Source organism: uncultured Kiloniella sp. (genome assembly GCF_937128705.1).
Classification (GTDB): domain Bacteria; phylum Pseudomonadota; class Alphaproteobacteria; order Kiloniellales; family Kiloniellaceae; genus Kiloniella.
The window spans coordinates 1-3,987 of sequence record NZ_CAKZMP010000423.1; the positions used below are offsets into that span (position 1 = coordinate 1).

6 protein-coding genes are annotated in these 3,987 nt (G+C 42.7%); 4 read left to right on the plus strand and 2 right to left on the minus strand.

What is annotated here, in order from left to right:
- From Q0241_RS21750 to Q0241_RS21760, 3 genes are all read left to right on the plus strand, one after another.
- Positions 1-419: PilZ domain-containing protein (locus tag Q0241_RS21750; protein ID WP_299381269.1), on the plus strand; the 419-nt coding region annotated here is incomplete at its 5' end.
- Between the two features lie 500 nt (positions 420-919).
- Positions 920-1,558 (plus strand): DUF4447 family protein, encoded by a 639-nt coding sequence (locus tag Q0241_RS21755; RefSeq protein WP_299381272.1) that lies wholly within the window; start codon positions 920-922, stop codon positions 1,556-1,558.
- A gap of 29 nt (positions 1,559-1,587) precedes the next feature.
- Entirely contained in the window at positions 1,588-2,247 is a 660-nt protein-coding gene (locus Q0241_RS21760; RefSeq protein ID WP_299381275.1) for an alpha-ketoglutarate-dependent dioxygenase AlkB, read from the plus strand.
- 48 nt (positions 2,248-2,295) lie between these two features.
- Here the strand turns inward: Q0241_RS21760 and Q0241_RS21765 are convergent, their stop codons facing one another.
- Positions 2,296-2,565, minus strand: coding sequence for a hypothetical protein (locus Q0241_RS21765; protein WP_299381277.1), 270 nt, complete (start codon positions 2,563-2,565; stop codon positions 2,296-2,298).
- A gap of 90 nt (positions 2,566-2,655) precedes the next feature.
- Positions 2,656-3,036, minus strand: coding sequence for a VOC family protein (locus Q0241_RS21770; RefSeq protein ID WP_299381280.1), 381 nt, complete (start codon positions 3,034-3,036; stop codon positions 2,656-2,658).
- Positions 3,037-3,298: 262 nt separating this feature from the next.
- Here Q0241_RS21770 and Q0241_RS21775 point away from each other — a divergent pair, with 262 nt between their 5' ends.
- Positions 3,299-3,682 (plus strand): tetratricopeptide repeat protein, encoded by a 384-nt coding sequence (locus tag Q0241_RS21775; protein ID WP_299381283.1) that lies wholly within the window; start codon positions 3,299-3,301, stop codon positions 3,680-3,682.
- Positions 3,683-3,987: the final 305 nt, after the last annotated feature.

The window sequence follows — 3,987 nt, forward strand, 5'->3', positions numbered from 1 at the left end:
TTATGGCGAAGGTAGTAGCGGTTTATAACAAAGAAAGAAGACGCGATCATCGCCGCGCAGTGAACCTTGCCGCAAAGCTGAAGGGGATAGAGGCCATTCTCAACGGTGTGCGTGTCACAATTAATGACATTAGTCCCGGCGGCGTGGGCATCAAAGGCGAAGAAACCGACCTTGAAGAATACGGCGATATGGACGTTATTGTTGACGATGGCGAAAAGCTGGATATCGAAGGACTAGGCTTGAAAGTTGGTGATATTGTCAGCCTCGAAATCCTTCTGCAAAAGGCCGATCCCTTTTTGATCGATATCGAAATCCGCCGCGCCGATGCGGACCACGGCAAACTCGGCGCCCGTTTTATCGACATCGGCAACAAAGACTTTAATACGTTGGAAAAGATCGTTCTGGGACGGTTGAGGTAGAATTATTGTAGATGCAATGGTGGAGCATTAAGATTCTATGTCGTCATAAGCAAAACAATGAGAAGCATTTTCTTATATACGGTCTTCAAGCAATAAGCTGTGCTGGCAAGTGAATAAATTGCCCAAAACCAGTGTATCTTGATCTGGAAGACCTTCAGAGTTCGCTTGGTTCTACCACATTTACAGTTCTGCAACAGTTCTGGGCTGCAAAATTTCAAGAGAACTTGTTCTCACCGGAAGGCATAGTAATCCGCATTTTGAAGGCAATTTGATACCTACCAGAATACCCACTTAAAAAATGACCGGAACAGTCACGCAAAATTTGCCAAAATTCTTTTGAAATAATATGTTCATAATCTGTCAGATCATGCTACATAGGCGTCAGAACAATCAGGCCTTATACCATCCCACAACTTCAACACGGATGAGGCCTACTAACTTTATTGCTATTGCTGTTCATGTTGTTTTAGCAATACCCTTACAAAACAGGACGTTATAAATTGTCAATACTTACACCAGATCAAATGGACGATATCATTTTTGGAATGGGCATGACCCATCGCGAAGCCGCTGGCGTTCTCAGAGTCCCGGCAAGGGATCTTTTCAGCTGGGTACAGGGAAAGTCCGAAATCCCTGATGAAAAAGCTACAGAACTGCTCAAGCTCGAAGAAATGATTGAGGATTATGCCGAAGACATTCTGGCGACCGTCGACGATATCGTCGAAGAAAAAGGTAAGCCTGAAAGTGTTCCCGTTATACGTTATCTCGGCAACAAAGTGTTCAAAGAGTGGAACCCGGGATTCTATAAAATATTCCGCTATCACAAGCTGTACAGCACGGTGATCACCCGCGCACGTATAGAGCTTAATAGAGAAGACATCACGTTGGTTCCCGTCACCTTTGATCCCGAGAGTTATCAAGACTTCCTTGGTGAAAAAGAAGATAGCGAAGCCAACCGTCTTGCTTGGGCCGAAGCTATGACTGCCGAAGCTATGAGTACAAAAACTGCCGAGACAAAGACTGTTGAGGCCAAATCTGCTGAGGCAGAGGCGGCCAAGAAAGAAGTTCCCGCAGGAGAGGCTCCTGAAGAAGATACAGGTGCAGAAGATACTGGCCCAGAAGAGACTGACGAAGAATAGGCCGCCAATTCTTAAGTCTGTTAAGGTAAGTGGGGGAGGGTAGATTGCCGGATACATCAAATACGCCGGGTACTCCAGATACATCTGAAACCCTAGACACATCGGATACTAGGGTAATTCACTATCCTGCCCCACAAGCCGATATCTCATGCTTTCCAGAGGCCTATTCGGCTGCTGAAAGCGCAGAGATTTTTGAACAGCTGAAAGCCGATCTGGATTGGCAGCAAGCGCATATCTCCCTCCATGGCCGGACCGTGCCGATCCCCCGTTTGCAGCAATGGTACGGGGATTCTGACTATACCTATTCGCGTCTGTACATGCCTGCAAGGCCGATGACGCCTTTGCTGTTAAGCCTCAAACAACGGGTGGAAGACTTAACCGGGTTTACCTATAACAGCGCGCTTTGCAATCTCTACCGACACGAGCGAGACAGCGTCGCGTGGCATGCGGATGACGAGGCAGAGTTGGGCACAAATCCGGCCATCGCCTCGCTCAGTTTCGGCGGTGATCGGGTTTTTCAATTCAAGCCAAAATCAGGCGAGACCCTGCCGTTTGATATCAACCTGAAAGCGGGCAATCTGTTATTGATGAAGGGCGAAACCCAGCACTACTGGCTCCACCAGATCCCCAAGACCAACAAACCAACGGGCGAGCGTATCTGCCTCACCTTCCGGATGACCTATTCCTGATCAGGGCAAACGTCACAGACTTTAAGGCGCAGATTTAAAGATAATGTTTCATGCGTGAACGCTTCTTCTGGCAAAAAATGCCAATGGAGAATTGCCTCGTGATGAAAATTGCCTCGTGATGAAAATTGTCTTGGCTGAAAACGCTCTGTGGTAGAGGCATCCTTTTAAATCGCCACTGAAATCCATAGCACCGATGCTGACCGGGGCAAACACTACGCCCGCTTGGTGAACATCGGCACCAAATTTAAACGCTGGAAAAGATCGTTCTAGGGCGGTGGTTGAGGGAGGGAATTGCTTGATGCCATCAGAATCAGGCATTAATCGGACCTACTGCAACAGTCTAAATAACAAGCTCCAAACAACGCCCCCCAAAAAAAAGCGAGTATAAAGAACGCGCCCTCAGGCTTATCAGCCAGCAGCTCCTGATAGATCTTCCGCAAGCATAAGTGCATTGTTGTCGGGATCATAAAAGGTTGCCGTTTTGACCATGCCTTCGACCACGTCAGTGGGGCCATCAAATCGAACACCAGCATCTTCCATCTTGCCCCGTGCGCTATCCAGATCTGCGATGCCGAATACGGGCACACAGTTGCCGGGGGCGGTTTTTGTGTGTTCGCCAAGGCCAATTGTCACGTTTTGTGTGTTGGTTACAATCTCTGACCAGCCGGCTTCATCCGCATGATACATAAGCTCAAAGCCGAGCATTTCCTTGTACCAATCCGCACTTTTGTGACGGTCTGTGACCGACATTGCGATTGTGATCGTTTCATTCAAACTTACGAGCGACATAGCTTTTCCTTTACGGGAATTTTCCTTTACAGGGTTTATTTCATTTTTAAAATATACTTTAGCCTAAAGTAGTAATAAAAAAATAATACTTATTACAATTTTAAAAAATAATACTTATGAAAGAGCTAATAAATTAGGTATACTTAAAGACATTGCTGACAACGAAACAGATACAGACGAAATAATAGTTTATAGTAAAGAGCTAATTGAATCTGCAAAAGAAATGGATTCTGTAAAATATTTGTATTCGGGATATTTGCAAATGGGAAATGCATATCGTTTAAAAAGTGACTTAACAACTGCTTTAGAGAACTACCTTATTGCTTCAAAAATAGCAGTAGATCAAGGTTTAATTTTTGAGCAAGCTAGTATTAAAATAGCTATTGCAGATGCTTATTCTATTATGGGTGATAGTAAAAATGCTGTTAGTTATTATAGAAGAAGTATAGATTTATTAAAGCAAAGACTTTTATCTGCAACTGCAGATGAAGATGATTCTATTAATTTTGCTTCAGCACAATTAAATTTAGGAGACGAATACTTTAATCAACAAAAATTAGATTCTGCATTGTATTATTTTAATGAATCTGGAAAATTATTTAAAACCGCAAAAAGCTCAGTAAATCCAGTGCTTTCCATGGCATAAATAAATTAAAACTTTTTAATTAATATAATAGAGTATCAGAACATGCAAAGTTTTCAGAAGAACTTGGCAGTAAACTAGATTAAGCTAAAGAAAGAAGATAAAACTTTAACGAATGAGAATAAATGTTTGAATTAGCTTAATCAATATATGAATAATTAGATAAATTAATAGAAGAGTTTTAACCTTATAGGACATTATGGAATAAGGCGTTCTTTTTTGATTCTTAAAAAGAACAATGGGTGATATCTTCTTTAAGTAAACTTTAATCTAAAAAAATTGAAAATGAACTAGATAAGATAAAGATT

Bases quoted from the DNA above. Each gene is read 5' to 3' on its own strand.
- Q0241_RS21765 (WP_299381277.1), bottom strand. From the start codon at position 2,565: ATGCCTGATTCTGATGGCATCAAGCAATTCCCTCCCTCAACCACCGCC.
- Q0241_RS21770 (WP_299381280.1), bottom strand. From the start codon at position 3,036: ATGTCGCTCGTAAGTTTGAATGAAACGATCACAATCGCAATGTCGGTC.
- Q0241_RS21775 (WP_299381283.1), top strand. From the start codon at position 3,299: ATGGGAAATGCATATCGTTTAAAAAGTGACTTAACAACTGCTTTAGAG.